At 40.2% G+C, this 25562-nt stretch carries 25 protein-coding genes and 1 pseudogene; 11 read left to right on the top strand and 15 right to left on the bottom strand.

The window, feature by feature from the left end:
- Nucleotides 1–6: 6 nt before the first annotated feature.
- Both HQN86_RS10105 and HQN86_RS10110 read right to left on the bottom strand, forming a co-directional pair.
- Entirely contained in the window at nucleotides 7–1344 is a 1338-nt protein-coding gene (locus HQN86_RS10105) for a RagB/SusD family nutrient uptake outer membrane protein (protein WP_172660858.1), read from the bottom strand.
- 19 nt (nucleotides 1345–1363) lie between these two features.
- The gene (locus HQN86_RS10110; RefSeq protein WP_172660859.1) at nucleotides 1364–4438 is read right to left on the bottom strand and encodes a SusC/RagA family TonB-linked outer membrane protein; all 3075 of its coding nucleotides are present in this window, start codon (nucleotides 4436–4438) and stop codon (nucleotides 1364–1366) included.
- Nucleotides 4439–4912: 474 nt separating this feature from the next.
- On the opposite strand from HQN86_RS10110, the gene HQN86_RS10115 reads away from it, so the two are divergent.
- Nucleotides 4913–5995 carry a calcium:proton antiporter gene (locus tag HQN86_RS10115; protein ID WP_172660860.1) on the top strand — a complete coding sequence of 361 codons (1083 nt, stop codon included), beginning with the start codon at nucleotides 4913–4915 and terminating at the stop codon, nucleotides 5993–5995.
- Between the two features lie 76 nt (nucleotides 5996–6071).
- Entirely contained in the window at nucleotides 6072–6251 is a 180-nt protein-coding gene (locus HQN86_RS10120) for a hypothetical protein (protein ID WP_172660861.1), read from the top strand.
- Between the two features lie 104 nt (nucleotides 6252–6355).
- Here HQN86_RS10120 and HQN86_RS10125 read toward each other — a convergent pair whose 3' ends face one another.
- The gene (locus HQN86_RS10125) at nucleotides 6356–6697 is read right to left on the bottom strand and encodes a TfoX/Sxy family protein (protein ID WP_216854372.1); all 342 of its coding nucleotides are present in this window, start codon (nucleotides 6695–6697) and stop codon (nucleotides 6356–6358) included.
- A 394-nt stretch (nucleotides 6698–7091) separates the two neighbouring features.
- A pseudogene (locus tag HQN86_RS10130) lies at nucleotides 7092–8270 on the bottom strand (type IV secretory system conjugative DNA transfer family protein); the annotation flags it as partial.
- Here HQN86_RS10130 and traM point away from each other — a divergent pair.
- The 3 genes from traM (at nucleotide 8250) to HQN86_RS10140 (ending at nucleotide 9542) form a co-directional block, all read left to right on the top strand.
- Nucleotides 8250–8369, top strand: a complete 120-nt coding sequence (traM, locus tag HQN86_RS27220; RefSeq protein ID WP_449580842.1) for a conjugative transposon protein TraM — start codon at nucleotides 8250–8252, stop codon at nucleotides 8367–8369. The pseudogene HQN86_RS10130 and the gene traM sit on opposite strands and share 21 nt — an antisense overlap.
- Nucleotides 8370–8388: 19 nt before the next feature.
- Nucleotides 8389–9177 (top strand): hypothetical protein, encoded by a 789-nt coding sequence (locus HQN86_RS10135; protein WP_172660864.1) that lies wholly within the window; start codon nucleotides 8389–8391, stop codon nucleotides 9175–9177.
- 65 nt (nucleotides 9178–9242) lie between these two features.
- Nucleotides 9243–9542 (top strand): hypothetical protein, encoded by a 300-nt coding sequence (locus HQN86_RS10140; RefSeq protein ID WP_172660865.1) that lies wholly within the window; start codon nucleotides 9243–9245, stop codon nucleotides 9540–9542.
- Nucleotides 9543–9670: 128 nt separating this feature from the next.
- Here the strand turns inward: HQN86_RS10140 and HQN86_RS10145 are convergent, their stop codons facing one another.
- Nucleotides 9671–10519 (bottom strand): prephenate dehydrogenase, encoded by an 849-nt coding sequence (locus HQN86_RS10145; RefSeq protein ID WP_172660866.1) that lies wholly within the window; start codon nucleotides 10517–10519, stop codon nucleotides 9671–9673.
- Nucleotides 10520–10554: 35 nt separating this feature from the next.
- Nucleotides 10555–11709: a pyridoxal phosphate-dependent aminotransferase gene (locus tag HQN86_RS10150; RefSeq protein ID WP_172660867.1), complete on the bottom strand. Its 1155-nt coding sequence runs from the start codon at nucleotides 11707–11709 to the stop codon at nucleotides 10555–10557.
- A gap of 225 nt (nucleotides 11710–11934) precedes the next feature.
- Here HQN86_RS10150 and HQN86_RS10155 point away from each other — a divergent pair, with 225 nt between their 5' ends.
- Nucleotides 11935–13116 carry a multidrug effflux MFS transporter gene (locus tag HQN86_RS10155; RefSeq protein ID WP_172660868.1) on the top strand — a complete coding sequence of 394 codons (1182 nt, stop codon included), beginning with the start codon at nucleotides 11935–11937 and terminating at the stop codon, nucleotides 13114–13116.
- Between the two features lie 5 nt (nucleotides 13117–13121).
- Here HQN86_RS10155 and HQN86_RS10160 read toward each other — a convergent pair whose 3' ends face one another.
- The 6 genes from HQN86_RS10160 to HQN86_RS10185 form a co-directional block, all read right to left on the bottom strand.
- Entirely contained in the window at nucleotides 13122–14027 is a 906-nt protein-coding gene (locus HQN86_RS10160; RefSeq protein WP_172660869.1) for a helix-turn-helix domain-containing protein, read from the bottom strand.
- A 61-nt stretch (nucleotides 14028–14088) separates the two neighbouring features.
- Nucleotides 14089–14937, bottom strand: a complete 849-nt coding sequence (locus HQN86_RS10165) for an SDR family oxidoreductase (protein ID WP_172660870.1) — start codon at nucleotides 14935–14937, stop codon at nucleotides 14089–14091.
- A 188-nt stretch (nucleotides 14938–15125) separates the two neighbouring features.
- Nucleotides 15126–16346, bottom strand: a complete 1221-nt coding sequence (locus HQN86_RS10170; protein WP_172660871.1) for an MFS transporter — start codon at nucleotides 16344–16346, stop codon at nucleotides 15126–15128.
- 12 nt (nucleotides 16347–16358) lie between these two features.
- Complete coding sequence (locus HQN86_RS10175) at nucleotides 16359–17183, bottom strand: SDR family NAD(P)-dependent oxidoreductase (RefSeq protein ID WP_172660872.1); 825 nt, start codon at nucleotides 17181–17183, stop codon at nucleotides 16359–16361.
- Nucleotides 17184–17253: 70 nt separating this feature from the next.
- Complete coding sequence (locus HQN86_RS10180; RefSeq protein ID WP_172660873.1) at nucleotides 17254–17835, bottom strand: TetR/AcrR family transcriptional regulator; 582 nt, start codon at nucleotides 17833–17835, stop codon at nucleotides 17254–17256.
- Between the two features lie 57 nt (nucleotides 17836–17892).
- The gene (locus HQN86_RS10185) at nucleotides 17893–18366 is read right to left on the bottom strand and encodes a DoxX family protein (protein WP_172660874.1); all 474 of its coding nucleotides are present in this window, start codon (nucleotides 18364–18366) and stop codon (nucleotides 17893–17895) included.
- Between the two features lie 73 nt (nucleotides 18367–18439).
- On the opposite strand from HQN86_RS10185, the gene HQN86_RS10190 reads away from it, so the two are divergent.
- Both HQN86_RS10190 and HQN86_RS10195 read left to right on the top strand, forming a co-directional pair.
- Complete coding sequence (locus HQN86_RS10190; protein ID WP_172660875.1) at nucleotides 18440–19354, top strand: AraC family transcriptional regulator; 915 nt, start codon at nucleotides 18440–18442, stop codon at nucleotides 19352–19354.
- Nucleotides 19355–19457: 103 nt separating this feature from the next.
- Nucleotides 19458–20108 carry an HD domain-containing protein gene (locus tag HQN86_RS10195; protein ID WP_172660876.1) on the top strand — a complete coding sequence of 217 codons (651 nt, stop codon included), beginning with the start codon at nucleotides 19458–19460 and terminating at the stop codon, nucleotides 20106–20108.
- 59 nt (nucleotides 20109–20167) lie between these two features.
- Here the strand turns inward: HQN86_RS10195 and HQN86_RS10200 are convergent, their stop codons facing one another.
- Nucleotides 20168–20770, bottom strand: coding sequence for an FMN-dependent NADH-azoreductase (locus HQN86_RS10200; protein ID WP_172660877.1), 603 nt, complete (start codon nucleotides 20768–20770; stop codon nucleotides 20168–20170).
- A 111-nt stretch (nucleotides 20771–20881) separates the two neighbouring features.
- On the opposite strand from HQN86_RS10200, the gene HQN86_RS10205 reads away from it, so the two are divergent.
- Nucleotides 20882–21238 carry a winged helix-turn-helix transcriptional regulator gene (locus HQN86_RS10205; RefSeq protein ID WP_172660878.1) on the top strand — a complete coding sequence of 119 codons (357 nt, stop codon included), beginning with the start codon at nucleotides 20882–20884 and terminating at the stop codon, nucleotides 21236–21238.
- Nucleotides 21239–21308: 70 nt separating this feature from the next.
- On the opposite strand, the gene HQN86_RS10210 is transcribed toward HQN86_RS10205, so the two are convergent.
- Nucleotides 21309–21719, bottom strand: a complete 411-nt coding sequence (locus HQN86_RS10210) for a DUF2846 domain-containing protein (RefSeq protein WP_172660879.1) — start codon at nucleotides 21717–21719, stop codon at nucleotides 21309–21311.
- Between the two features lie 92 nt (nucleotides 21720–21811).
- On the opposite strand from HQN86_RS10210, the gene HQN86_RS10215 reads away from it, so the two are divergent.
- Complete coding sequence (locus tag HQN86_RS10215; protein WP_172660880.1) at nucleotides 21812–24499, top strand: family 78 glycoside hydrolase catalytic domain; 2688 nt, start codon at nucleotides 21812–21814, stop codon at nucleotides 24497–24499.
- A gap of 53 nt (nucleotides 24500–24552) precedes the next feature.
- Nucleotides 24553–24948: an energy transducer TonB gene (locus tag HQN86_RS10220; protein WP_172660881.1), complete on the top strand. Its 396-nt coding sequence runs from the start codon at nucleotides 24553–24555 to the stop codon at nucleotides 24946–24948.
- Here HQN86_RS10220 and HQN86_RS10225 read toward each other — a convergent pair.
- Complete coding sequence (locus HQN86_RS10225; RefSeq protein ID WP_172660882.1) at nucleotides 24945–25505, bottom strand: DUF922 domain-containing protein; 561 nt, start codon at nucleotides 25503–25505, stop codon at nucleotides 24945–24947. The two genes, HQN86_RS10220 and HQN86_RS10225, sit on opposite strands and share 4 nt — an antisense overlap.
- Nucleotides 25506–25562: the final 57 nt, after the last annotated feature.

Below are 25562 nucleotides of genomic sequence, written 5' to 3' on the forward strand. Positions count from 1 at the left end.
GATTAATTAATATCCTGGATTTTGTGTTACATCTGGGTCTGATAAAACATCAGAATACGGAATTGGAAACAACCAGTAGTTCTTATTGGTTAAACCCAATACTACTGCTGCCCTTTCGGTTCTTACCAGATCAAACCATCTATGAGCTTCAAAAGCAAACTCAATCCCATTTTCGTCTTCGATAGCTTTAATAAGATCTGCTTGGGTTACCGCTGTCGTTTCTGGCACATCAGCTCTTTTTCTTATCGCATTTAAATCTCCGGCTGACCCTGTCAAATTATTTTGCTGTGCCCTTGCTTCGGCACGTATCAGATACAATTCTGCAATTCGAATTAAATATGATGGATCAGTACTTGTAGATGTTGTATTATACAACACGCCATATACCGTAGCCCCGCTACCAGCTATTAAGGCGTTGCGGGTACCGCCTATTGCCGGATTATTTAATTTTGCCACTAATGCATCCGAAGGCTTTAAAGTAAACTGTCCTCCGGCCGAACTTGGATACCATAAATTCCAGTAGCTATTCCGGTCGTTAACTGAGTAAGCAAGCTCAAATACCGATTCGGCACTTTGAAAAGGTGCTGTAAAAAACGACTTATATGGTTTTACCAAAGAATACTTCGTATTATTTATAACCAGCGTAGCATACTTCTCTGCATCGGCCCATTGTTTCCTATATAAATGGAGTCTGGCTCTAAGTGCTCTTGCAGTACTTTTTTGCGCCCGGTTACGGGTTGTCGCATCCTCCGGAAGGAGCTCTTCAGCTTTAACCAGATCTGCTAAAACCTGATCATAAGTTTGATCCAGCGTACTACGCTTAATGCCTTTCAAAACGGTAAGATCTGTAGTTGGCTTTAATTGGAGCTGAATGCCACCCCAGCCTCTTGCAAGGTCAAAGAAAGACAATGCACGAATAAAGTACGCCTCTCCAAGAATTTTATTCTTTTCGGCAGCGGTCAGTAATGGGTCTGTTACCCCCGGCACGTACGTAATTACACTATTAGCAGAATTTATTGTTTTATAAATATTCTGATAAGCTGCAACCGTAATTACATTATCTGTAGGAACTGCATTTTGATCTAACTGGAGGTATTCACTTAAGGTTCCATTAAAGATAACATTGTCTGTGGTAATGGTACCCAGTGTTGGGTAGTTCGAGGCATAGTATCCCTGAAGACGATCATATGTACCAATTATGGCTGCACGCGCGGTGCTTACATCAGTAATAGAACTTTCTGTTGGTAAAGAATTATTTGGTACTTCTTCCAGGTATTTTTTGCACGATGCTAAAAAGAAAATAACAGCAATGAGGACTGTATTTTTGATATATGTTGCTTTCATTTTTTCTAGATTTTAATCATTAAAAGGTTACATTGGCACCGATCTGGAAAGTGCGGGGCTGAGGGACAGTTGCCCAATCATAACCTGCCGTATTCTGGTTATTACTTTGAGAACTTACTTCAGGATCAAGACCGCCATAATTGGTAAAGGTTAAAAGATTGGTAGCCTGAGCATATAATCTGATCCTGCTAATGTTAATCTTTTTCAATACTGCAACTGGCAAAGTATATCCCAGGGTCAGGGTTTTTAATCTGATGAAGGAACCATCTTCAAGATACCTGGAACTTAAGCTTGCTACATTCCCGCCATAATTATTGGCTGCACCTCCATTTTCAGTAGGATTCGAACTGTATGTAGTCAATCTTGGAATATCAGTGATATCCCCTTCCTTTTGCCAGCGATCTAGCTGACGCGGTAAAAAGCCAATATTAGCCTGAGTTCCTCCATGAACCATGAAGAAATCATTCATATTCATAATCTTGTTACCTTGCTGAAAATAAACGAAGAAGCTCAGATCGAAGCTCTTATAGCTTAAATTATTGGTTAAACCTCCGGTATATTTTGGCAATGCATTGCCTACTATTTGTCTATCGGCAGAAGTGATCAGACCATCCTTATTTACATCTTCATAAACGGCATTACCCGTTTTAGGATCAACGTATAACTGTTTGTACAACTGGAAGGAATTAACCGAATAACCTTGTCTTAGAATTGAAATATTTCTGCCCGAAGCGCCTAAGCTGATATCTGAAGCAAGTTTTTCGATCTTATTATTGTTAAAAGAGATATTAAAATTGGTTGTCCATTTAAAATCTGTTGATGCCACATTCGTGGAATTGATGCCCAATTCAAATCCTTTATTACGTACCGAACCATAATTTTGCAGGTAGCTGGCAAAGCCTGAGCGGTAAGGAACAGGAACGTTTAATAACAAATCATAGGTATATTTATTATAGTAATCTGCCACAATGCTTAGCCTGTTCTTGAAAAACCCGAACTCGGCTCCAACATTAAACTGACGAGTAGTTTCCCAGGTAAGGTCTGGATTAGCAAGTTGCGAAGGGGATATTCCGGGTTGCTCCAGGTAATTTGCTCCTGACGACCATAAACCTTGTGCTGCATAGGAGCCAATTCCGTTTTGATTTCCAGAAAGCCCAAGACTGGCCCTAAGTTTTAATTCATCAAATACATTCAGATTTTTAATAAAATCTTCCTGCCCAGCACGCCATGCTACACCTCCAGAGGGGAAATATCCCCAACGTTTGTTTATCCCGAATTTTGAAGATCCATCGGCACGGATACTTCCATCAATTGTATACTTCCCATTATAGGTATAACTTACCTTACTAAAGAAAGATAACAGTTTGGATTCAGCTCTGGAAGAAGTACCGGAGCGAGTTGCTGCAACAGAGACAGAACGAAGGCTGTTTGCCGCAAAACCAGTTCCGGTAGCAGCTGTGCTTTCATTTAATACCGTATTTATGGTATTACCAACCAATGCATTAATATTGTGCTTACCATCTTCGCCAAAAGATTTCACAAAATTCAATACCTGCTCATTAGTTAAAACAAGGTTCTTTGTTTCTGTTGATGAAGCTGAACCATTAGCGGCAATACCTGCACTGATTAGTGTACTAGAATAGCTGTTGTCATATTCACTGCTATTATCTAAACTCCAGCTACTGCGTAATTTAAGTCCTGGAACTATTGAATACTCACCATAAACATTGCCAATAGTACGCCACCCTACCGCTTTACTATCGAGGTTTTCTATTAATGCAAGATGATTGTCAAAGCTACCATACCTGGCATATGTACCATCCTCTTTAAATATTGGAAGGTATGATCTCGGAAATAATGCCGAATTGATAACTCCTTGAGGATTGTTGTCACTTCCGCTCAAGTTCCTGTTTGATCTGGTAAAGTTAATACTGGTACCAATCTTTAATCTGTCGGTTAAATAATTATCATAGTTTAACCTGGCCGAATAACGGGTATAGTCTGATGGTTTTACTATGGATTCCTGATCTAAGTAACCAAGCCCAACATAATAAGTGCTTTTATCTGTACCCCCTTGTGTAGATACCTCGTAATTTGAGGTACGGGCAGTACGAAACAGACCACTGATCCTATCATATGTCGGTTGGGTTTCTGGATTCGGAAAAGGCAAAACCACTGCAGAAAGATCTTCGCCTTTATCAATAGCGGTATTAATTCTGGATTCATTAGTCAACAAAGCTACTTCCGGCCCTGTAGCTACTTCAAACTTATTGATAGCAGTCGACCATCCCTGAAAAGAATTTAAATTTATCTTTGCACTAGTGTTTCGCTTTCCTCTTTTGGTTGTTACAATAATTACTCCATTTGCCCCTAATGAACCATATATTGCTGTTGCATTTGCATCCTTTAGAATTTGTATGTCTTCTATATCAGATGGATTCAAATCAGCGATTGGATTGGAAGCCTGCTGGTTACCTAATCCTGCGGAGATAGGATCAGAATTACTTACAAATACGCCATCAATTATATAAAGTGGATCTACAGAAGCATTGATCGAATTGTTTCCCCGAACTCTAAAGGTAATACCACCACCGGGTACGCCAGAATTTGAAGACACCTGTACGCCTGTAGCTTTCCCTTGTAACAGCTGATTAAATCCTCCTGATGGCTGATCCTGGACAACACTCCCACTAACACTGGTAATCGAGCTTGCTATATATTTACGTTCCTGAGAACTGTAACCCGTAACTACTATTTCATTTAGCTCACTAAGGTTTTCTTTTAAAAGGATTTCTACAGGGCTCCCTTTAGCAGTAATTTCCTGTTGTACAAACCCAATAAAACTTACTACAAGTGTGTACGGAAAGGTTTGTCCGGTTACAAAACTGAATTTACCATTCTCATCTGCGGCAACAGAATGAGTAGTCCCTTTTATTTTTATTACAGCACCCGGAAGGGGTTGTTTTGTTGTGGCATCTAACACAATACCATTTAATTTTGATTTAATTGTTGGTGCACCTACCTGTGCGGCTGCAACATGTGCCCATAATACACAAATGAGCAGGTATGCGCTTCTTTTATATAAATGCTTCATTTTAAAAGTTTAAAAAAGTAATGACATGCGAGTCCCCTTACCTCCTCTTTGAGTGGCATAATTGTGGAATCTAAAAATTTAAAGGTGATCGAAAATCTGCCTAAACAATCAGGCGAAATCCCCTAACAACAACGGCAACACTTGGAGAAGTTGCCCGAAAATAATGATGCTGATTGAAGCCTCACCATTGGAAAATAATGATCAGATTTAGAAGTACTGAGCGACTTGTTTTGAAGTAAAATTGCGTTCATGATTAAATAGTATATTAAATCTATAGAATTAATATACAAATAAAGCAATAAATCATAACATCCGCAATTTTTTATTTAAACTATAGGAACATTAACTAAGAAGAATTGAGATTTATACACTAAAAGTGTAAAATTTCTGAACCACAACATTCTTTTTATCGTTTCCAGCACAATAATTGTTGTCTTAAATTTTTAATTCAATATCTTACTTAATCCCAAATTTATGCACAAAAAACTACCAGTACCTTTATGGACCATCTTATCTCCAATCGTTGCCTGGCTAGCCTATTTTGGCAGTTCATTGGATCTGGGGATTTTCTATACATTCTTTCTTGCAGCCGTACTCATTGCCGCGGTACTTGCCGCAGTCCATCATGCTGAGGTTGTTGCTCATCGGGTTGGTGAACCCTTCGGCACTTTGCTGCTTGCACTGGCCATTACCGTTATTGAGGTTGCGCTGATCGTTTCTTTAATGTTAACAGGTGGCCCCGATACCGCGGCACTTGCCCGCGATACGGTTCTAGCCGCTGTAATGATTATTTTAACTGGAATTATTGGTCTGTGCCTACTTGTAGGGGGAGCCAAGTTTAAAGAACAGGTGTTTAGTTTACCAGGGGTAAGTGCGGCTGTGGTTACCCTTACAGCAATACTGGTACTCACGCTGATTCTTCCAAATTATACCACAAGTAAGGCAGGTCCTGAATACACCCCTATCCAACTCATTTTTGTAGCTGTGGTATGTCTGGTGTTGTATGGTGCTTTTGTAATGGTTCAAACCATCAGGCATCGCGATTTCTTTTTACCTCCCGATGCAGATGGCGACGAAGAGGTACACGCTGAACCGCCAACCAATAAAGTCGCTCTTTTAAGTACTTTCTTATTGCTTTTATGCCTGGGTATTGTAGTATTGCTCGCAAAGGCTCTGGCACCCGATATAGAAAATGCGGTCATCAACTTTGGAGCACCAAAGTCATTGGTAGGGGTCATCATTGCCGCAGTAGTGTTACTGCCAGAGGGGCTTGCAGCCTATCGCGCAGCCAGAAAGAACCGTTTACAAACAAGTCTTAACCTGGCGTTAGGATCTGCGCTGGCCAGTATCGGTTTAACCATTCCGGCTGTGGCAATCGTATCTATGGTAACAGGAATGACCATTACCTTAGGAATTGACATGAAGGCTACCGTATTACTCTTGCTGGCACAGTTTACAATCATGCTTTCGCTGGCTACGGGCAAAACTAATATCTTACAGGGAGTGGTTTTACTGGTCATATTTGCAGTCTATCTTTTCACGATAATAGCCCCATAATTTATTTAAATGGGTTACCTTTTTAGGGCAAGTGTATTAATTAATGAACAAAACTTGTATCTAAAACAAAATTATTATGAAAACCCTATTCAAATTTGGCTTTTTAGCTTTAGCAATATCTTTATCAGTTGCCGCTTGTACTTCAGAAAAAAAAGCAGATGCTACAGATTCTACAATGACTGATACTTCTATGACCACAATGGACACTACTGTAACTGATTCAGCTGCTATCGATACCGCTGTGAAGACGCAATAAAAAAATAATTTTAGGTTAATTACCTAAATAAAAGCGCCTGTTCAATTAATGAACAGGCGCTTTTGCTTTAATTCAACTATCTACTCAACTAGTTTATATCAGACCTATTTTTTCTTTTTGGAAGATTTGGCCAGCGGATTAAACTCCAGGCAGAGACTCAGCCAATGCCTCAGCTCCTGCTGCTTCTCTACATCAGTATCATCTACATACACAAAGTCTTTCATGGTTCGTCCATTGTTGATCATCTGCCTGCAATTGCTATCTTCCAATTTTTCCTCTACTTTGCTTGCTCCAATGCGGCATAATAAACCCGTACTGGTTACACATATACACATCTTTTCATCAACCATAAAGCAAATCCCGCTAAACATTGCTTTTTCTGTCACGTCATCCCGATCTTCAAGTAACTCTCGGACACGGTTCGCTAATCGTTCATTATAACTCATAAACTATTTTACGTTTAACTCAATGGTAAAAATACCATTCCTTTACCTAAATCACAATGGTGCACAGACATGTTAAACCGAATGAATAAACGAGGATGAATTAAAGAGTACGCAGATAAAGAAGACAAGCACTCCAAAAGAATTGAACTCACGGCTAAAGGAGAACACGTATCCGAGTATGATATTACCGGACTAAAAAAAATGCAACCCTGATCATGAGCGGGTCCACTGCAGATGACAAAGACTTATGTATTCAATTGTTAAAAAATGTTGAAATAAAATTCTCAGACCTACGGTAAAAATACAAAGGGAAGGCGTTGATGAGATATTTGCTGGTTGCAAAGTGTATTTGAGAATAACCCTAAAACAAAAACAGTTGTCCGGATTTGCCGGACTAGTTCTTGCGAATCACAAAGTGGGCAAGTGCAGGATCACCCATCATTCGCTGTACCTCGGACCGGACAATGTCCTGCACATCTTGTTTGATCTGCAGATAATTCTTTTGGACCATACTTGAATTGACTGTTCTGATCACTGGGATGGGAACATAAGCTTCCTCTTCCCTGTTGAGGGCCTGAAAGTCATTCTGTATCTCGCCATGGAAAGCCTTTAAGGTAATTTTTTGATCCGGGGTATCGGCAACCATCCCTACAAATTCACCACTGGAAAGTGCCGCAATTCTGGAAGCGGGAACGGCAAATTCAAGTTGCCTGCTTTTGCTGATGGAAGTATCTCCGCTATTGATTGACAAGCTTTGGCGGTCCTGCATAATTTTACCGATGCGTTCGCTCAGCTGCTTGGCAGTATCCCCGGTTACCTGGCCGGCAATGATGTTGCCCACTGTACTCATGATCACGTCGGCCTGTTCCCGGCCATAGTCCTTTCGCAGTTGGCTGGCATCCTGAATGCCCAGACATACCCCGATTTTATTACTCCTGCCAGTAGCAATGGTAGGAATGATATCCGTAGTCAGTGTGGGAAATTCATCGAAGATCAGCATGGATTTCAGCTTATTCTTCTGATTGATGATTTTCAGCAAACGGTTTACATACAAGGAAAGCACTGCCCCGTAGGTCTGGATCTTCTGCGGATTGTTTCCCATGCAAATGACCTTCGGATGCTCGGGATTATTGATGTCCAAGCTAAAATCATTTCCGGACAGCACATAGTAAAGCTGAGGAGATGATAACCTGGCCAGGGCAATCTTAGCCGAAGCAATCTGCCCTTCGAGTTGCTCCATGACATCATTCAGGTAGGCATTTACAAATGGGTTAATCAAAACTTCTATTTCCTTCTCCAGACGCATTACCGTAAACAAACTGTCATAATCCAGCTGAATCAATTCAATGGCATGTGGCAAAGTACAATAGGCGCCGTTTTGGTATTTACGTAAAAACCAAATGATTGCAGTCACAAAATTAATTGGGGACTCCACAAAAAAATCTCCTTGCTTTTTCTGCCACTCCCGGTTCAGTCCCAACAGAATGGTACGGGCAGATTCTGAGGCGTCGGTGATGTCAACCATTCCCAGCGGATCAAATACGTTTCCACGATGACATCGCGACAAGTCATCACTACTGCCAAGGGATTGTTCGGAAAAAAAATAAAGCGCATCAAAGCAAGGCTCAAAGCCGGCTACCAGGTACTGTTAAAAGACAATCAATCACATTAATTAATTAAATCCAAAAATCATGAACAAGAAAAATGTAGAATTCCTGAAAGACCAGATCAAATACACTGGATTTGGTGAAGGCTATGAAAGCCAGCTGAATGAGAAGATCGGCAAAGAACTCAAAGAATTTCAACTCTTAAACCGCACAGAATTCGGCAATGATGTGGTAGTCTCCAGGTTGGATTTCAGTCGTTCAGAATCAAGCGACCTGTACTTTTTTAACCGTTATGAACTCACATTCAGACCTCCACACTCCCAAGAGCTGATGAGCCAAACCTTTCAAATCGGCAAGGAGAACAACATCACCCAGAAAGAGGCCTATAACCTGCTAAGCGGGAGATCCGTTTTCAAGGAGTACAGCAAAATGGAGAAAGACCTGATCCAGGACAAATACGTCACTACAGGTGAGAAATACAATGCCTGGACACAGCTGAACTTTAAGGAAACCGATAAATACGGAAACTACAAATTCCAGACTTTTGGGGACAATTATGGCTTTGATCTGCAGCAAGCATTGGAAAAATTGCCCATTGCAGAACTTGGGGACGAAACAACAGCTGCAAGACTGCTGCAATCGCTCCAAAAAGGTAACCTGCAATCGGTAAACTTCGTTGAAGATGGTCAATTGCAGCAGCATTTCCTGGCCGCCAATCCCCGATTTAAAAGTGTTGATGTATACGATATGAACCTGAATAAATTGTACCTCAACCAGCAACAGGGGAAAGAACAAATAAATTCCCAGGCAGCATCCCTGGAAAACAAGACACCCAGACCCAGGGTAAAAAAGTCCGGTCCCACCATGTCTTAGCAAACAAGAATTCCAAACCGCTGACGTCAACACTGGCGTCAGCAAATCACAATATCCAAGAAAGAATGGAAGCAACAGTTATTTTAAAGCAATTTCTGGAAAAAATCGAACACGACCCACGAATCAGGACCACACACATTGCCGTTTACATGGCGCTTTATCGGCACTGGATTCAAAGCGATCACCCCGCTTTCATCCGGGTAAAAAGCAAGCAGCTCATGCCGCAGGCAAAAGTATCCAGCAGTGCAACCTGGCATAGCGCCATCAGGGCTCTGGATGAATATGGGTATATACTCTACCAGCCCAACTTCAATAGAATGAGTTGCAGCAAAGTAATGATGCTGGATTTCTCCACCGCACCCTAGTTTGAGATACATTTAGCGCAATTGTCCTCAGACTGTAAACGAGCCAAGCTGCTGTGACGGCCTCTGGAGCCGGGCTATGTCCTCTTAAAAAAGATATCAAAATGGTTTATTCCGTCAGCGCACACTTTTTATTGTTTCCGGTCCAGGACATCTTTGATTTTATTCGCATGTTCCATCAGCTCGGTAAGGTATGCCCAATTCTCCTTCTCAATGCAGGATTTGAATTTCCTGAGCTGAGTAATGTGTTCATTTAACACATCAAGTACGTTTTCCTTATTTTGTTTAAATATGGGCATCCACATGGCAGGACTACTTTTGGCCAGCCTTACTGTACTTTCGAAACCCGCACTGGCCAGTTCAAATATGGCATTTTCTTCTTTCTCTTTTTCCAGCACCGTATTGGCCAGGGCAAAGGAAGTAATATGGGAAATATGACTGACATAGGCCACATGTACATCATGATCCTTTCCGCCCATGTATACATTGTACATGCCAAGTAATTTATACAACCGTTCTACTGTTTCAAGAGCATCCTTATCGCTTTCCCCTGCATCACAAATGACGTTGGCCCGACCGTCGAACGCATCCAATGTTGCCGCTTCCGGGCCACTGAATTCTGTTCCCCACATGGGGTGCGTGGCGATATACCTTCCCCTATTCGCATGCCCCTTTACGGCCTCCAGAAGAGAGGTTTTAGTGGAACCGGTATCCAGTACAACCTGGTGTGTTACAAGATCTAAGATATGAGGTAGTAATTTCTCACATACGCTTACCGGAGCACTAAGTATAACCAGGTCGCTGCTTGCTATTGCGCTGTCCAGATCAGCCACTTCATCGACAATCCCAAGTTCCAGTGCCTTCTGCGTATGTGTCTGCTGATTATCCACTCCTATCACTTTTGAAGCGAAGCCCCTATGCTTTAACACCATGGCCATGGAACCGCCGATAAGTCCAAGACCTACAACTGCTATTTTCATCTGTTTAGGTATTTTTTTTATTGTGAGTATATGCGTTATTTATACGAGTTACTGATCCGGCCTATCGCCTGCTCAAACCTGGAAAGATCGCCACAAAGACTGATCCGGATGTACCGATTTCCCTGACTGCCAAATATGCCTCCCGGGGTCAGAAAAACATTTGCTCCGTAAAGGATTTCATCGCTAAGGGCATAAGCATCCGGGTAATGATCAGGTATTTTTGCCCAAACAAATAAACCAACCTGTTTAAGCTCATAGCTGCAGCCCAGAATATCAAGTATACGATATACCTTATCTCTCCTTTGCGAATAGATGCTGTTGATAGAATTGTACCAGTCAGTCCCAAGACTTAAAGCCTTTGCTGCCGCCATTTGCAGCGGCTGGAACATTCCGCTATCCATATTACTTTTAAACCTCAACACCTCTTCAACCCGTTCTTTTGATCCGCAAAGCATACCGATGCGCCAACCCGCCATATTATGAGATTTACTCAAGGAGTTCAGTTCCAGTACCACTTCTTTAGCACCAGGCACCTCCAAAAGGCTTACAGGATGATCATTTAGAATGAAGCTGTATGGATTATCATGTATCAGCAAGATTTGATTTTCTTTTGCAAAGCGTATCAGGTTTTCAAACATCCCGGCATTTACCTGCTGCCCGGTAGGCATGTGCGGATAATTCACGAACATTAGCTTCACCTTGCTCAAATCCGTAGCGGCCAGTGCCTGGAGATCGGGATACCAGTTTCGCTCCTCCTGTAAGAGATAAGTTACAGCTTTGCCTCCTGCCAGTTTAACTGCACTGGCATAAGTAGGGTAACCGGGATCCGGGATCAATGCTTCCTCACCCTCATTCAAATAAGTCATACAGATGTGCATGATCCCTTCTTTAGAGCCAATCAGGGGCAATACTTCGGTGTCAGGATCAAGCGTTACCCGATACCACTTTTGATACCAATCTGCAAAGGCCTGTCGCAATGCAGGTATGCCTTTGTATCCCTGATAACCATGTACACCTGGCTTTGCAGCCTCTTCCTGCAATGTCCTGATCACATCCGGATGCGGTGGAAGATCGGGACTCCCGATGCCTAAGTTAATGATGTTTTTGCCTTCTTTATTCAGGGATTCTATCTCCCTAAGTTTTTGGGAGAAGTAGTATTCACTAACCCCCTCCATTCTTTTTGCAATCATGATTAAAAATTACTTTTACCCCGAAACAGTGATAACCGAATTAATTCAGACAGTAAATATCTATAGATTCGTTTTGATGTTGATCTGTAAAAAACTGTTTTCTTTCAAGCCATAAAAATAGGTTTTTAATCGAGAAAATTAAGTCATAATTTTTACATAAGAAATTTCATATGAGTAAATTTAGTTGTATAGCTTTATCATAAAATTCAGCTACCCAATATTTCGATGAAAATCAATGCGAAGCCCTTATTGATCACGTTAACTTTAGGTATTTTAACTGCAATAGGCTCGATCTCCATTGACATCTATTTACCGGCATTTGGTGTAATGGCCAATTACTTTAAAGTACCAATTGTTCGTATTGAAGGTACCGTAACATTGTTTCTGTTCGGCATGTCCTTTGGCCAATTGTTTATTGGTCCCATGTCTGATGTGTGGGGCAGAAAAACCCCTTTAAGAGTGGGGTTAGCAGCGTATGTCCTTTGCAGCATTTGCTGCGTAATTACCAGTTCTTTCCCTGTATTTCTGACACTAAGGTTTATCCAGGGGCTTGCAGGAAGCGCTTGTCAGGTCATCTGCAGGGCATTGGTAGGTGATATTTATAAGGACAAAAATGCAGCCCATGTATTCACTGTTTTACAGATCATAATGGGGGTTTCGCCAATATTGTCGCCAATAGCCGGCGGGATGTTAGCCGAAGCATCCACCTGGAAATACCTATTTCTAATTATGGCAGTTGTTTCGGGAGCAGGACTAATAGGATGTTTAACTATTTTACCCGCAGGAAAACCTCCGGCTGCTGATAAAAAATTCTACCTTCCTGTCATATTCAAAAACTATATCTATTGCATAAAACATCCCGCATTTATTAATTATGCAATAGTAAGAGCCATTAGCAATAGCGCAGCATTCTCCTTTATTACGGCTTCGCCATTTATATTTACACAGATTTATGGGTTAAGCAAAAAGCAGTTCGGCTTTGTGTTTTCCGGTTTTGCGATAGGAATAATTGCTACCGGAATACTCAACACCAGACTGCTGAAACATTTTGAGGTTCAAAAAATCACAAAACTTGCAATGATGTGCCAATTGGTTACAGGTTTAATAATGATAATCGTATTATATTTTAATGGGCCTTTCGCTGTTTTATTGGCATTGATCTTTATATTTTTAGCTATGCTTGGCTTGATTCTACCCAACACTACTTCTTTATATATCGGAGCCATTCCATCATTCAGCGGATCAGCTTCTGCACTGGTAGGAGCCGTAAGTTACCTATCTGCTTTTTTGATCACATCAATACTAAGTATACTTTACAATGGTACAGCCTACCCCATGATCTTAATGATGTATTGTTGTGCCGTTGTGGCTTATTTATGTTTGCAGCATAAGCATCTGGAAAGGTAGTGACCTTAGGCAGTTCTATATTTCGATGGTGACAACTCGGTATGTTTCCGGAAAAAATTATTGAAATGCGAGGGTTCTTCAAAACCCAGACAATAGCTGATTTCAGAAATGTTCCAGTCTGTATGTTTCAACAACGCTTTAGCTTCGCTTGCAATCCTGTTTGCAATATAGTAGCTGGTCGTCTTCCCGGTCGTCTCTTTTATGGCCCTGTTAAGGTGGTTAACGTGAACGAACAGCCTTTCAGCAAAGTCTTTGGCCGAACGCATATTAAATCGTTGTTCAGCCGATACAATCGGAAACTGACGTTCCAGAAGCTCCGAAAATACAGCAGTAATTCTGGCATTGGCATCATTGGTATGATACAGGTTTTCGGTAGGCTCCAACTTTAGCGCATAATGGATCATTTCGGTTACATAATTCAACAACAGGTCCCGTTTGTATTTATAATCAGATTCCATTTCCTTGATGATCTTTTTAAAGATCACTGAAACTTCCTCTTTTTGCTGCTCATCAAGAATATAGCATGGTTTTCCACCAATGGTAAACATGGGGAGGTCATTTAAGCTACCTCTCAATTTTTCACTATAAAAGGCTTCTTTGAAAATACAAAAGAAGCCTCTATTTTCCTTCGATGCACATTCCATTTTATAGGGTACCTGCGGGTTGAAAAAGATGAGTGCAGTACCATCGATCTTTATCGTTTTGTCGGCATAATGATAAAGGTTGGATCCGGTAACCAGGCTGATCTTGAAAAAATCCCTACGTGCATATTCAACAGTTGAATTTCCTTCCGGAGTACTGATGTCTTCCAATACAAAGGCATTAAAATCGCCAATTGCTTTTTGTGCATCGCTGGCAACGCCTGCGAATTTGTGCCTGTAAAAATCTTCTAAAGTTTCTATTTCAGCCATATGTTTTTTACCTGATCAAAAATAAAGATATTCCTGCAATTAATAACCTGTTGTCAACCTGCTATTCAAAGCCGGTGGCCTTACCAATATATGCCAGCTGTTCCATTTCTTTTTGTACAAATGCTATCTTAGCGTTGGCAAATTCGTAGGCATCCTCACCAAGAAACAAATGAACCGGAGGGTTTTCCATGTCTGCTACGCTGATAAAGGCTGCAGCAGCTTTTTTCGGATCACCAGGTTGATTCCCGTTAATATCCTGTTCGTGGGCAGCCTGAACCGCTCGTACCTCAGCATACTCCTGCATTTGATTTGATGGTACATTTAGCGAGGAATCACTTAGAAAATTGGTCCTGAAATATCCTGGTGATACTACCGTTACTTTTACACCAAAATTTTTCACTTCTTCCCTCAATGATTCTGAGAAACCATGAACTGCAAATTTTGTAGCACAATAGATTCCAAAACCAGGGAAAGCTCCTGTAAAACCACCAATAGATGCGATGTTAAAGATGTGCCCGGAACCTTGTTTGCGCAGATACGGCATTGCCTTCCTAATCACATTTAAAGAACCAAATACGTTGACATCGAAGTTTTGCCTGCTTTCCGCATCTGTCAATTCCTCAAGGGCGCCCGCTAAGCCATAGCCTGCATTATTCACAATGACATCCACCTTTCCAAAGCGCGCCACAACTTGTTCGATTGCAGCTGAGACACTTTCTTCATTCCTAATATCAACCGATAAGGGAAGAAAATTGTCATTTTCAGTACCTATTGCATTTTTTAAGTCCTGGATGCTTCTGGAAGTTGCAGCGACCTTTTGTCCTTGTTCCAATAACTGTATTGCAAGTGCTAATCCTAATCCCTTCGAAGCTCCTGTAATGAACCATACTTTTTGAATTGTTTTATCCATGATTATTGCTTTTTAATTTATGTAAACAAAGGTAAGCCCTCATGGAAACGCAATGATTGCAGAGAACAAATGAATACTTGCAAAATTCAAACAATCGTCCTGTTACAAAATGAGATGGTGGAAGCACTCGGAATACTTAAAAAGGTAATCCAATAATGTTTATTGGATTACCTCATTTTGGAATTTAGTCAGGCAAAAGCAGTCTTCAGCTCATTACTCACCCGTACCTTTCTGTATCGGTTAAAAGCAATAAACAGTATGCCCATAACCAGAATCAAAGAAATGTTTGCTATCCCCAGTAAAGTCTGGCTTTTAACAGCATATAAATTTGCAAACCCATAGCTAAATACCGAGCTAACCATATACATGGCACCACCGGTAAGTCCGCTTGCAACACCTGCATTTTTTGAAAAGCGGCTAAGGCAATAACCATAAATGATGTTGAAAATAAAACCACCGCACATATGTATACAGATCGTGAAGCCTATCAATGTATAAATATTACTACCAAAAGGAACTGTCAATATCATAAGGAACACTAAACTCACCTGTACGATAAGAGCGGTAACAACCTTTTTAGCCAGGGGCTGTTTAATAAGCGATTTGGCAATGATCCCACCAGTCATGATAGAAAAACCAGATAACAATGAACTATAGCCCGTAGTAACAGCAGAATAACCAAATACACTTTCTATAATAAAGGGGCTCGACAAACTGTAAATAACCACCATGCCAAAGCAAATGCCAATAATCGCCAAACCAAGGATAAAATCGGGTGTTTTTAGCATGCCACTATAAGTCTGTGCAATTGACCTGATCTTAAACGGATGAAAATGTTTTAAAGATTCGCCGCTGTAGATGAGTTCCAAAATTAAAAATAGAAGCGACAACACACCAAGGAAATAGAAGTTAGATTGCCAGCCAAAGACACTTTGCAAGTATCCCCCTAAAAATGGCGCCATAATGGGAGCACATGCCCAGATAATGGCAAACAAGCTGATGTAATGCTTTAATTTATCTCCCGAATAGATATCAACAAAATAGGCACGCTTTCCTACTACAATAAAGGCAATGGTGATACCCTGAATAATACGCATTGCATAAATAACATAAATATTGGGTACAATGGCAATAACAAAACTGGTCAGCGAAAACAGTGCGAGTGATACAATACCGATCCTAAAACGTCCGAAGCTATCCAATATGCTTCCAATAAAAATCTGGCTTACGCCTATACTAAACATAAATAGTACCAACGAAAGCTGAATAGCGGATGCTGAAACATGCAAGTCTTTTGCCATCGCCGGAAGTGAAGGCAAATAAATATCTGTAGCAAATCCCGACAATGGAATCAACGACAGGGCTAGCACAGTACTAAATCCCTGGTGATTTTCTTTTAAAGTTTTCATTGTTTTCTGCTATCAATTGCTTCCGTGTGCGGCTTCAGAAACAGCTTTCCACTCTTCAAAGCTGGCCAGACGTTCTTCATAAACTTTTTTTACCGAAGGATAAGCAAAAGACCCTAACAATAACCTTAGTGGTGGATGAGGTGCATCTACTAATTTAATTATGGCTTTTGCAGTAGCTGCTGGTTGTCCAAAAAAACCAGGAACGGACACAGCCTTCTGAAATGCATCTTTTACCGGACTATATATCTCCATAGGTTTTGCTTGAAAAGCCGACTCGCCGGACCAGTCTGTTGCATAGCCATTGGGCTCTACCAAAGAAACGTTAATGCCAAAGGCTTTCACTTCCAAAGCAAGTGTTTCAGTTAAACCTTCTACAGCAAATTTGGAAGCATTGTAAATCCCCAATACCGGAGCTGCTATTAAACCTAAATAACTTGATACCTGAATAATGTGTCCGGCCTTCTGCGCGCGCATAATCGGTAACACCGCTTGTGTTACCCAAAGCACGCCAAAGAAATTTGTTTCCATTTGGCTCCTTGCTTCTTGTTCAGAAGTTTCCTCAACGGCTCCAAACAGTCCATACCCAGCATTATTGATCAGTACATCAATTCTTCCAAAATGTTCCTTCGCCCTATTTACGGCTTCAACGCAGGCCTGGCGATCGTTAACATCCAATTGAACAGGCAATACCTGATCCCCAAATTGATCGCTCAGGCCCTGAAGCGCTTCGATGTTCCTTCCTGTAGCTACTACCCGATCACCACGTTTTAGAAATGCCTCTGCCCAGATTTTTCCAAATCCCCTGGAGGCTCCTGTGATTAAAATTACTTTTGACATTGTTTCTTATATTAATTGTTAAAACTCAGCACACAAAATAGACCAATCGGTCTTTAATTTGACAAAAAAATTATATTAAATACGACTCAAATTCAAGTTTGATGGCCTCGTGGATAATTCGCATTTGCTCATCACTTTCTAATACCCTTCTGAACAAAATAGCACCTTCAATCATGGCAAAAACTTTTATGCTAAAGTTCTTCGGATTCACCGTGGCTGATATTTCATGATGGGCAATACCATCAGATATGATATCAAAAAATCTTTTTTGCGAGGACCGGATTGCTTTCTTTACATATTCTTTCATATTAGGATGGGTATCATCAGACTCAACGCCAAAGTTCAGAATAGGGCAACCTCCCTCGGTGTTTTGAATCTCTGTATAGGCATCCAATAAATTTAAAAATTTTTCTTTCGCGGTTCCTCCACGCAACACAGCTCTATTCAATTGATCGGCAAGCTTCTCTGTCAGGTATAAAAAGGACGCTACACATATTTCATCCTTACTTTCGAAGTTTCCATAAATACCGCCTTTGGCCAGTTTTGTTGCCTCCATGATGTCACTAAGCGAAGTACCGGCCATTCCTTTTCTGTTGATAATGGAAGCCGATTTCTCGATAATAAATTTCCTTGTCCGCTCTGCCTTATTCATTACTTAAATATTAGAGGAAGCAAAAATAAACCATTCGGTCTATTTTAACAAATGTTTTCATCTTTCTATTGTAAAATTGCTCATAAAATGGGTAATCCAGTAGTCTACGGACCATGCGCCACTCCCCTTAATGATAATGATAAGCAGGATTGATAAGAGCAATATAAAATATTCAATGCCTTCCCCCTTTTTCCTGCCAGTCCAGTTCATCGCCCAGCCATCAGGGGCGTGCACCACAATGGCCGCAGCAAAGATGATAAAATTACCTATCGCGGCTACCCTGCCAAGGCATCCAATAATCAGTCCTATACTCCCCAATGTCTGGGCAACAATGACCAGACAGGCTATTAATACAGAAACCTTCTTAGCTTTAAAATCTGCTAGCGTTCCTTTAATGCCTATTCCTCCTCCCAATGGTGGAAACCATCCAAAGAGCTTTTGCATGCCATAAGGCAAAATGATTACGCCGGCCACCACCCTAAGGATGAGGGGAACATAATCATTGCCGGTATAAAAGATGCTGTCTATCATAAGGAGAGAATAAGCTAAAGTTAGCATATTAATTAATTTTCATTCGTTTCTCAAGATCATTTCCAAATGAATTATGATCTTGACTATTCTTGCTACCTTTAGTGTAAGATTGTTAAAACTACCCCTTCCAGAAATTATGTTGTCGAGTACGCTTATAGAAAAAGAGATTAAGGAATCCTTCTCTATCCATTTTTTTGCAGATAGACAATATGAACACCCATCGGCATCTCGGCTTGCTTATAACCGGATAATTCTGGTCAGTACCGGGCTTGGCACGCTAAAAATAGATGACCATACGTTTAAAATTTCATCGTCCGAACTTTTTCTAATTTCAAAAGGGCAGGTCGTAAATTTTAAAAAAGGCAGCAAATTTACTGGTTACGAGCTCAGTTTTGGTGATTGCTTTTGGGAAAAAGCTCCTTCAAGCGCCAATAATTGTAAGGCTGTACTGTTCAACAATGCCTCTGCAAACCAAATGCTCCCACTCATAAAAGAAGACCATGAAGAACTTAGTTCGCTGTTCAAATCTTTATGGAATGAATTCGCAAGAGAAGAATATATCAATAAGTTGGATGCAATGGCTGCCTATCTAAAAATTATCATGATAAAAATAGCTAACGTAAACGCATCCCTTGCAAGTGGAATCGACAATTATGAGAATCAGCTCTACAGACAGTTTATTGAATTGATAAGTGCACATTATCAAAGCTCACATGAGGTAGCGGCATACTCGAAGCTTTTAGGTATTTCTGCCCGAAAACTGGCCGATCTATCAAAACGTTGCAGTGGTAGAGGAGCCAAGGATCTCATAAATGGACAGCTTATTGCAGAAGCAAAAAGGTCTTTACAGTTCTCCTCTATGCCAATTAAAGAAATTGCACTTCAATTGAACTTTGCAACGCCGGACCAGTTCAGTCATTTTTTTAAGAAGAACGTACAGGTATCGCCCAAAGATTACCGGATGCTTTTTACAAACCTTGGTAGGTGATCATCTAACCAATTACACATTTGCAGCTTTTAACATGTGATTAACGGATTTTAACATTCCCTATGCCATAAGACGGCGGTAACTTTGGGAAAACAAAAAGACGATGTCAGTTAATAAATTAAAAACGGTTGCAGGTATAAGCATTCCCGATAGCAGCATTGCCAATCAGGCAACAGAACTTTTATTAGAACATGGAACAGAATTCATCTACAATCACTCTTTAAGGGTATTTCTTTTTTCTTCTTTAAATGGAAAAAGAAACCAGCTAAAATATGATCAGGAGTTGTTATATGTGAGCTCGGTATTCCACGATTTAGGTTTAACAAAACACTACAGCAGCCCTGATCTGCGTTTCGAAGTAGACGGAGCTAACGCCGCGCGCGATTTTCTTAAAAGTCATGGCCTACCGAAAGAATCTTTGCAGTTGGTTTGGGATACTATTGCTTTACATACTACGATAGGTATTGCAGAACACAAGGAACCCGAAGTAGCGCTGATGTATTCAGGCGTCGGCTTAGATGTAATGGGAGAAGGATATGAGCACCTCAGCGAAGAGAACAGAATTGAGATCATAAGTGCCTTTCCACGTAATGATTTCAAGAAAAACATCATCCCAACTTTTTTTAGTGGGTTTGAACATAAAACAGAGACCACTTTTGGTAATATCAAAGCTGATGTGTGTGCTTATATGATCCCAAATTTCCATCGCAAAAATTTCTGCGATTGCATTTTACATTCGCCATGGAATGATTAATAAGGATCAATAATTATTGCTTTCACAATTGTTAAGCAATTGTGAAAGCAATAATATAACTAGTTAATATGCACGCTAGCTATTCCTTTTTCCAACGCATGATCTTGTATGCCTGGTAATGAGGTTCCTTCTGCACGAATTACGGTGATATCTGTCATCCCCAAAAAGCCCAGAATAGTTCTCATGTAAGGTTCAACATAGTCGATTGATTTTAGTGGCCCTTCTGAGTAAATCGCTCCTGAGGACAGGGCTATATAAACTTTTTTGTTCTTGACCAATCCCTCAGGGCCATTTTCATCGTATTTGAAAGTGAGGCCGGATCTGGCAATATGATCTATCCATGCTTTTAAAGAAGAGTGAATACTGTAATTGTAAATCGGAGCACCGATCACAATCACATCCGCTTCCATGATTTCTTTAATTGCTTCATCTGAATGTTTAACCGCAGCTAAGAGCTCTGGTGTTCTATTTTCAGCCGGCGTAAAAAAGGAAGCTAAATGCGATTCTTCCAGGTGTGGAAAGTGTTTTTCAAGGAGATTGCTTTCCTGAACGGTACTGTCTGGGTAAGCTGCCTTAATCTTTTCAACAATGGCGTTTCCTAATTTAATGCTAAAAGAGGCATCGCCTCTTGGACTTGATATAACATGCAATATCTTTTTCATGAATTTATGATTTATTGTTGTCAAATCTATATACATTTGCTTACAAAAGATTAGTAGTATACAAAAGGTTAGCACTAATATTTTGTTTAGTAAACTGTAAATCAATTAATTATGCACGAAACACTGCAGCCAACTTCAAATGAATGCACAAGCAGACTGGCTTCTATCTCTGACGCACTTTATGTGATTGGAGGGAAGTGGAAGCTTAGGGTTATAGTCTCACTTCGTGAGAACAATAAGCGGTTTAACGAGATCCAGCGAAGTGTTGAGGGGATATCTGCACGGGTGTTATCAGCTGAACTTAAAGAACTTGAAATAAATGGTTTTGTAAAAAGAGTGGTTCATCCGCAAACTCCAGTGGTGGTTGAATATCAGTTGACACCATATGCTGATACTTTAAGCGGTGTATTGGAAACCCTGTCCGATTGGGGGGCAATGCACCGAAATAAATTGAGAAGCGAACGCTAGAAAAGGAAGAACTGAAAAATTCTCCCTTTTCGTACTCCTTAAGTTGTCTGTCAGATATTATATTTTGATGCTATTCTTTTGGAAGACAGTTATCGATTCGGGTCGCTTTTTTATAAATCTCTTCTGCCGAGCTCTTCATAATTTCCTGACAGGTCAATTTTCCTGCCCTATTAAATTGAATATAGTTTATTTTTCCCTCCTCTACAGTAAATTTCAACGGTTGAGATTTCTTTCCAGTGGAGATTCCACCACTGGCTACAGAGACCGTATGATCACCAACAGCAATATCGTGAATAGAAAACTGTTTGTTCTTTATTTTACAAACCAGTTTATCATCAATATATACCCTATAGTTGATTAAGGAACCCTCATATCCCGTAGATCTTATAATATAGACCTGTCCCATTTTTTCCTGAGCCATGGCTTTTTGAGAGATTGAAAAAAAGAAAATCAGATAGATTAATACTTTAATTGTTTTCATAACGCAGCATTAAGATGTTAATAGATCTTATAAAATTACAAAAAACTATAATTAAAATCGTAGTTTGCTTTATAAACGCTAAGTGATATTAAATGAAAATAATCATTACCAATATTCTATTCCTGCTTGTTCCAACCTTCATTTTCAGTAACCAGTTAGCACCCAATATTGAAAAACTCGAATGCGAACAGCTTTCAAATCCAATAGCTATTGAGCATCAACATCCTGGGCTAAGCTGGCAAATGGCATCGGAGTATCGAGCAAATAGTCAAACGGCATACCGGATAATAGTGGCAAGCAGTATCTCTTTATTACAGCAAAATAAAGGTGATTATTGGGATAGTGGCAAGATAAATTCTGTAAACTCAACCCAGGTTTTCTACAAGGGTAAGCCCTTAGCGTCCAGAAAAAAGTTGTACTGGAAAGTGATGATTTGGGATGAAAAAAATATGGCCTCTAATTGGAGCCAGACAGCTTCGTGGTCTATGGGATTATTAAAAGCCGCAGACTGGCAAGGGAAATGGATTGGCGCCTTCGAAAATCCATTTCCCGATTCGGCGATTACTTATCCCTCTCCCTTTTTTCGTAAAGAATTCACAGCCGAAAAAAAAATAAAACAAGCTATAGTTCACATCAGTGGCCTGGGGTTTTATGAATTGTTTTTAAATGGAAGGAAAATTGGAGACCAGGTACTGGCTCCCTCGGTTACCAACTATGATAAAAGATCACTGAAGAAATTACTTTATCCTTATGATGATCAATCCACTCAACGTGTACTTTATAACAGTTTCGATGTCACCAATTATCTGCTTCAAAAAAACAATGCGATTGGAATACAACTTGGTAATGGGTGGTACAATCAACGAGATCGAAGGGTTGAAGGTGATATGTGGTACGATGCGCCAAGGTTAATTTTTCAATTAGAGATAGAATATGTAGACGGCACCAGCAAAATCATCGGATCCGATAAAACCTGGAAAACAGCAAACGGACCGTTATTAAAGGATGGTATTTTTACAGGAGAAAAATATGATGCACGACTGGAATTGGGAGAATGGAATAAAATTGGTTATTCCGATGTTCAGTGGAAATCGGCCATTTTTGTGCGTTCACCTACCGGTGCTTTACGTCCGCAGCTTGCTCCTTTTGATAAAATTACCAGAACGCTGATACCTGCTTTTGAGGGTAAAACAAAAGACTCTGTTTATTCCTATCATTTAGATGAAACGGTATCAGGCTGGGCAGCAATAACTGTTCAAGGAAAAGCAGGCAGTCGGATTAAAATCAGGTATATCAGCGAGGAAGGTGATGATTATGGTCAGCTCGACAGCTACGTCTTGAAAGGGAAAGGGATAGAAAACTGGGAGCCAAAATTTACATGGCATGCTTTCAGAAGAATTGAATTAATTACCCAGGATGTAAGCCTTGACAAGGAGAGTTTAAAAATAAAAGAAGTCCACACGGATGTAAAATCAAATGGAAACTTCGAATGTTCAAACCCATTTTTAAATAAGATAAATACAGCCTATATCAAAACACAAAATGCAAACTTCCATGGAAGTATCAGCAGCGATTGTCCTCATAGAGAAAGACTAGGCTATACAGGAGATGGGCAGGTGATCATAGAAAGTTCCATTCTCACCTATGATATGCGTCAGTTTTATCGCAAATGGTTCAACGATATGGACGATGCCAGAAATAAAAAAACCGGATTTGTTACGCACACAGCCCCTTTTGGCGGTGGCGGAGGTGGGCCGGCTTGGGGGTCGGCCTATGTAATTATGCCCTGGACCTATTTTTCTTATTATGGAGATACCACAGTTTTGGCCGAGCATTATACCGGCATGAAACAATGGGTGGAATACCTGCAAACCAGAACCGACAAAGACGGATTAATAACCAGAGAAGAACCTAACGGATGGTGTTTAGGAGATTGGTGTACGCCCAACAATATTCAAATTCCGGCACCTTTGGTTAACACAGCCTACTTTTATCATGTTACCAATATCATGACAAAAGTGGCAAAGACATTGGGTAAAAATGATGATTCTCAAAAATTTGAGAACCTTGCAAATGAAATAAAAACAAATTTCAATAAGGCGTACTATAACACCTCCAAACAAACCTACTGGGAAGGCAGGCAGGGTGCTGATGTATTTGCTCTAGCTTTTGACCTGGTACCAAAGGAGAACTATGAGATCGTTTTCAACTCGTTACTAGCGCATCTAAAGGAAATTAATTACCATTTTGATACAGGTATTTTAGGAACTCCCCTGCTGATAAAAGTGCTTTCACAAAATAACCGGGATGATATTGCCTACCAAATTATGAATCAAAAAGATTCCCCGGGCTTTGGTTATTTACTGGACAGCAAAAACAGCACTTTATGGGAATCGTGGAATGGCGATGGCTCCAGGTGCCACCCTATGTTTGGAAGCGTGGTGGAATGGTTTTATTCAGGTATTGCAGGGATAAAAGTTGATCCGGCAAGTGTGGGTATGAAACATTTTTTAATTCAGCCAAAACCTATAGCCGATTTAAATTATTGCAAATCCTCATACAATAGTTCATTTGGGAAAATACGTTCAGAATGGAAACGAGATAATGGAAAGCTGCAGGTATTGATTGAGGTACCTAAAAATAGTTCAGCAACTTTTGTTTTACCTGGAAATAAAACGAAGATAAAGTATGATTCCGGACAAAGCACTTTAGCAAAAGAAACCAACAATAAATATCAGATCGAATTTCAATCAGGTGTATATAGCTTTGAGATAATATAAAAACAGCTTTGTTCTTAGATTGATATTCAACTAAATTTTAATTATTTTACGATATGAAATTACTATTAACGCTCTTATGTACTGTCATTTACCTTACTGGCTTGGCTCAGGAAAAATCACAATCAGATACGACCGTATATGAATTTACGGTCGTTCAGGTAATGCCTAAATTTAAAGGTGGCATGAAAAAGTTTTATGAAGCGGTAAATGCTAACCTGGAATACCCTAAAGGCGCCAAGGAGGCTGGAATTAAAGGCCGGGTATTTTTGTCATTCATCGTTGAATTGGATGGACGTATATCTAACATCAAAGTTGATAGAAAACTTGGTCATGGCTGTGATGAAGCTGCAGTAGCGGCAGTTCAAAAAACATCGTTTACTGAACCAGCCTATTACAAGGACAAACCAGTGCGTATGTTGCTAAACATGCCTGTTGGCTTTGGTATTTAATCCAGCAGTCGAATTTTTCTATTCCACTTTATCTGGGCTTCTTTATCTGCACCATGATTGGTTTCTTCATCATATTGATGCTGCAGTTTTTCGAACTCCTGATAAAACTTCTTGTAATTGGCTTTGATCTCATTCTTATAATTTTTGGTGTAATGGCTCGCGTTTAGGGCATCCTGGACCTTCTTTCCAATAAAGAACCCGATAACAATATGCCCCTGTTCATGAGCGATTAACTGATCTAAATTCTCATTCTTTATTCTCGATTTGTCGAGGTAACTCCGGGAACTGTTAGGACTGATCGTCAGGGCGACCTTTACTTTCACATCTTTTGAACGTCGCGTACCCTCTATGTTAAAACCGTAACTGTAATCGATATAGGTCATGCTTGCAAAGGATGTATTATTGGGCACAGGACCTTTGAAAAAGCTAATGTCAATTACTGGAATGTCTTTAGAAATATTGCTTTGCGCAAAAGAATGCGCCTGCGCCAAAAGCAAAAGAATAAATACAGATCTTTTTAGCAAAGAAACAAAGGGGAAAAATAACTTGATATCCATAGGAGATTACCATTATGATGACGCTCAATAAGGCCAATAATGATGCCAGTCATCTTT

It is taken from the genome of Pedobacter panaciterrae (genome assembly GCF_013204795.1).
In the GTDB taxonomy this organism is placed as follows: domain Bacteria; phylum Bacteroidota; class Bacteroidia; order Sphingobacteriales; family Sphingobacteriaceae; genus Pedobacter; species Pedobacter panaciterrae.

Bases quoted from the DNA above. Each gene is read 5' to 3' on its own strand.
- HQN86_RS10105 (WP_172660858.1), bottom strand. From the start codon at position 1,344: ATGAAAGCAACATATATCAAAAATACAGTCCTCATTGCTGTTATTTTC.
- HQN86_RS10110 (WP_172660859.1), bottom strand. From the start codon at position 4,438: ATGAAGCATTTATATAAAAGAAGCGCATACCTGCTCATTTGTGTATTA.
- HQN86_RS10115 (WP_172660860.1), top strand. From the start codon at position 4,913: ATGCACAAAAAACTACCAGTACCTTTATGGACCATCTTATCTCCAATC.
- HQN86_RS10120 (WP_172660861.1), top strand. From the start codon at position 6,072: ATGAAAACCCTATTCAAATTTGGCTTTTTAGCTTTAGCAATATCTTTA.
- HQN86_RS10125 (WP_216854372.1), bottom strand. From the start codon at position 6,697: ATGAGTTATAATGAACGATTAGCGAACCGTGTCCGAGAGTTACTTGAA.
- traM (WP_449580842.1), top strand. From the start codon at position 8,250: ATGACATCGCGACAAGTCATCACTACTGCCAAGGGATTGTTCGGAAAA.
- HQN86_RS10135 (WP_172660864.1), top strand. From the start codon at position 8,389: ATGAACAAGAAAAATGTAGAATTCCTGAAAGACCAGATCAAATACACT.
- HQN86_RS10140 (WP_172660865.1), top strand. From the start codon at position 9,243: ATGGAAGCAACAGTTATTTTAAAGCAATTTCTGGAAAAAATCGAACAC.
- HQN86_RS10145 (WP_172660866.1), bottom strand. From the start codon at position 10,519: ATGAAAATAGCAGTTGTAGGTCTTGGACTTATCGGCGGTTCCATGGCC.
- HQN86_RS10150 (WP_172660867.1), bottom strand. From the start codon at position 11,709: ATGATTGCAAAAAGAATGGAGGGGGTTAGTGAATACTACTTCTCCCAA.
- HQN86_RS10155 (WP_172660868.1), top strand. From the start codon at position 11,935: ATGAAAATCAATGCGAAGCCCTTATTGATCACGTTAACTTTAGGTATT.
- HQN86_RS10160 (WP_172660869.1), bottom strand. From the start codon at position 14,027: ATGGCTGAAATAGAAACTTTAGAAGATTTTTACAGGCACAAATTCGCA.
- HQN86_RS10165 (WP_172660870.1), bottom strand. From the start codon at position 14,937: ATGGATAAAACAATTCAAAAAGTATGGTTCATTACAGGAGCTTCGAAG.
- HQN86_RS10170 (WP_172660871.1), bottom strand. From the start codon at position 16,346: ATGAAAACTTTAAAAGAAAATCACCAGGGATTTAGTACTGTGCTAGCC.
- HQN86_RS10175 (WP_172660872.1), bottom strand. From the start codon at position 17,183: ATGTCAAAAGTAATTTTAATCACAGGAGCCTCCAGGGGATTTGGAAAA.
- HQN86_RS10180 (WP_172660873.1), bottom strand. From the start codon at position 17,835: ATGAATAAGGCAGAGCGGACAAGGAAATTTATTATCGAGAAATCGGCT.
- HQN86_RS10185 (WP_172660874.1), bottom strand. From the start codon at position 18,366: ATGATAGACAGCATCTTTTATACCGGCAATGATTATGTTCCCCTCATC.
- HQN86_RS10190 (WP_172660875.1), top strand. From the start codon at position 18,440: ATGATCTTGACTATTCTTGCTACCTTTAGTGTAAGATTGTTAAAACTA.
- HQN86_RS10195 (WP_172660876.1), top strand. From the start codon at position 19,458: ATGTCAGTTAATAAATTAAAAACGGTTGCAGGTATAAGCATTCCCGAT.
- HQN86_RS10200 (WP_172660877.1), bottom strand. From the start codon at position 20,770: ATGAAAAAGATATTGCATGTTATATCAAGTCCAAGAGGCGATGCCTCT.
- HQN86_RS10205 (WP_172660878.1), top strand. From the start codon at position 20,882: ATGCACGAAACACTGCAGCCAACTTCAAATGAATGCACAAGCAGACTG.
- HQN86_RS10210 (WP_172660879.1), bottom strand. From the start codon at position 21,719: ATGAAAACAATTAAAGTATTAATCTATCTGATTTTCTTTTTTTCAATC.
- HQN86_RS10215 (WP_172660880.1), top strand. From the start codon at position 21,812: ATGAAAATAATCATTACCAATATTCTATTCCTGCTTGTTCCAACCTTC.
- HQN86_RS10220 (WP_172660881.1), top strand. From the start codon at position 24,553: ATGAAATTACTATTAACGCTCTTATGTACTGTCATTTACCTTACTGGC.
- HQN86_RS10225 (WP_172660882.1), bottom strand. From the start codon at position 25,505: ATGGATATCAAGTTATTTTTCCCCTTTGTTTCTTTGCTAAAAAGATCT.